Origin of the sequence: Streptomyces yokosukanensis, assembly GCF_001514035.1 — a bacterium.
In the GTDB taxonomy this organism is placed as follows: Bacteria; Actinomycetota; Actinomycetes; order Streptomycetales; family Streptomycetaceae; genus Streptomyces; species Streptomyces yokosukanensis.
The window spans coordinates 38201-41098 of record NZ_KQ948241.1 but is presented as its reverse complement, the minus strand read 5'-3'; the positions used below and the strand labels follow the sequence as shown (position 1 = coordinate 41098).

The window sequence follows — 2898 nt, the reverse complement described above, 5'->3', positions numbered from 1 at the left end:
TTCCGGCTGCGACGCCGTGGCTGCTGTCGGCGAAGGGCGAGGAGGCGCTGCGTGCCCAGGCCCGCCGGCTGCATTCCTTCGTCGTGGGCACGCCCGAGGCGTCTGCGGTGGATGTGGCGTGGTCGCTGGTTTCTGGGCGGGCTTGGTTCGAGGACCGGGCGGCTGTGGTGGCTGCGGACCGTGAGGGTCTGCTGGCCGGGCTGGCCGCGCTCGCGGAGGGCCGTTCCGCGGCGGGTGTGTTCGGGGGCTCGCCGGTGGGCGGGAAGACCGCCTTCCTGTTCACCGGGCAGGGCAGCCAGCGGCTGGGGATGGGGCGCGAACTGTATGACGCCTACCCGGTCTACGCTGCCGCGTTCGACGCGGTGTGCGAGCGACTCGATCTCGAAATGCCTTTGAGGGATGCCCTGTTCGGCGATGATGCGGATGTCCTGAACCGTACGGAGTACGCGCAGCCGGCGCTGTTCGCGGTCGAGGTGGCGCTGTTCCGGCTCATCGAGTCGTGGGGTGTGCGGCCGGACTTCCTGGCTGGTCACTCGATCGGTGAGGTCGCTGCCGCGCATGTGGCGGGTGTGTTGTCGCTTGAGGACGCGTGTGTGCTGGTGGCTGCGCGTGGTCGGCTGATGCAGGCGCTGCCGTCGGGTGGTGTGATGGTCGCGGTGCAGGCGTCGGAGGACGAGGTCCTGCCGCTGCTGAGCGACCGCGTGAGCATTGCTGCGGTCAACGGCCCGCGGTCGCTGGTCGTTGCGGGTGACGAGGACGCCGCGCTCGCGGTGGTGGAGGCTTTCGCCGATCGCAAGAGCAAGCGGCTCACGGTCAGTCACGCCTTCCACTCCCCGCACATGGACGGGATGCTGGACGACTTCCGTCAGGTCGTGGCGGGGCTGGAGCTCAACGCCCCGCGCATCCCGGTCGTCTCCAACCTGACCGGTGCGCTGGTCTCCGACGAGATGGGATCCGCGGAGTTCTGGGTGCGTCACGTCCGCGAAGCCGTCCGCTTCCTCGACGGGGTGCGGGCGCTTGAGGCCGCGGGCGTGACGACGTACCTCGAACTCGGCCCCGACGGCGTCCTGTCGGCGCTGGCACAGGAGTGCGTGACGGGTGCTGCCGGGTTCGTGCCGGTGCTGCGGGCCGGTCGGCCGGAGGCGGGGACCGCGGTGGCGGCTCTGGCTCAGGTACAGGTACGGGGTGTGGCCGTCGACTGGGCCACCTTCTACGCCGGCACCGGCGCCCGACAGGTGGAGCTGCCGACGTACGCCTTCCAGCGCCAGCGCTACTGGCTGGAGATGCCGGCCGCGACCCGGACGGGTGCGGCCGACGACCTGGACTCCCGTTTCTGGGACGCCGTGGAGCGCGAGGACCTGGAGTCGCTCGCTGCCGCGCTGGACATGAACGACGAGCACACCCTGGGAACGGTCCTGCCGGCACTGCCCGCCTTGTCGGCATGGCGTCGGGGTCTGCGGACCCAGTCCGAGGTGGATGCCTGGCGCTACCGGGTGTCGTGGAAGCCGCTGGCTGAGGGCACAGCGGGTGCCGGGCTGGCGGGCGAGTGGCTGATCATCGTGCCCGCCACTGGCGTGGATGACTCGGCTGTGGTGGAGGCGCTGGCCGGGCGTGGCGCTGGGGTGCGTCGGGTTGTGGTGGAGCCGGGTGCGGATCGCGCTGGTCTTGCAGGTCTGCTGGCTGGTGCTGGGTCTGTGGCCGGCGTGGTGTCGCTGCTGGCGCTGGATGAGACGGGCGGGCTCGTTGCTACCGCCGGTCTGGTGCAGGCGCTGGGTGATGCGGGGGTGACTGCGCCGCTGTGGTGCCTGACCCGTGGTGCGGTCAGCGTCGGTCGCTCCGACAAGCTCGTGTCTGCGATTCAGGCGCAGGTCTGGGGTCTGGGTCGGGTGGCGGCTTTGGAGGTTCCGGAGCGTTGGGGTGGTCTGGTCGATCTGCCGGAGGTGTGGGACGAGCGGGCCATGGGCCGGCTGGTTGCGGTCCTGGGCGGTTCCGAGGACCAGGTGGCCGTGCGGTCGTCCGGGGTCTTCGGTCGTCGTCTGGTGCGTGCTGCGAGGGCTGGGGGTTCCTGGTCTCCGTCCGGGACGGTTCTGGTGACCGGTGGTACGGGTGCGCTGGGTGGCCGGGTGGCTCGTTGGCTGGCTGCTTCCGGTGTTGAGCGTCTGGTGCTGACCAGCCGTCGCGGTCCGGATGCTCCGGGTGTTGCTGAGCTGGTAGCTGAACTCGGTGTCGACGTGTCCGTCGTCGCCTGTGACGCCTCCGACCGCGAGGCGCTGCGGGAGCTGCTGGCCGCCGAGGCCGACACCCTGACCGCGGTCGTGCACACCGCCGGTGTCCTGGACGACGGCGTGCTGGACGCACTCACGCCCGAACGCTTCGAAAGTGTGCTGCGGGCGAAGGCCACCTCCGCGCTGAACCTGCACGAGCTGACGCTTGAGCTGGGGGTCGAGCTCGAAGCCTTCGTGCTCTTCTCCTCGATGAGCGGCATGACCGGTTCGGCCGGTCAGGGTAACTACGCAGCGGCGAACGCTTACCTGGATGCGCTTGCCGAGCAGCGGCGGGCCGCCGGGCTGGCCGCGACGTCCATCGCGTGGGGTCCGTGGGCCGAGGGTGGCATGGCCGCCGACGAGGCCCTCGAAGCCCGGATGCGGCGCGACGGTCTCCCGCCGATGGCGCCGGAGACTGCGATGGCCGTCCTGCGGCAGAGTGTGGGTGCGTCCGGAGACGCGGCCGCCCTGTTGGTGGCCGACGTGGCGTGGGAGCGCTTCGCGCTCGCCTTCTCCGTGGTCCGCCCCAGCAGCCTCTTCTCCGAACTGGTCGAGACCCGCCCCGCCGGACCTGCTCCCGCCGAGACCACTGCTTCGTCCGCCGACCGGTTCGCCGGACTCGGAGCCGCCGACC

1 protein-coding gene is annotated in these 2898 nt (G+C 71.0%); it reads left to right on the top strand.

What is annotated here, in order from left to right; genetic code table 11:
- A partial coding sequence (locus tag AQI95_RS42335) for an SDR family NAD(P)-dependent oxidoreductase (protein ID WP_425264968.1) occupies positions 1 to 2898 on the top strand: 2898 nt, incomplete at both ends.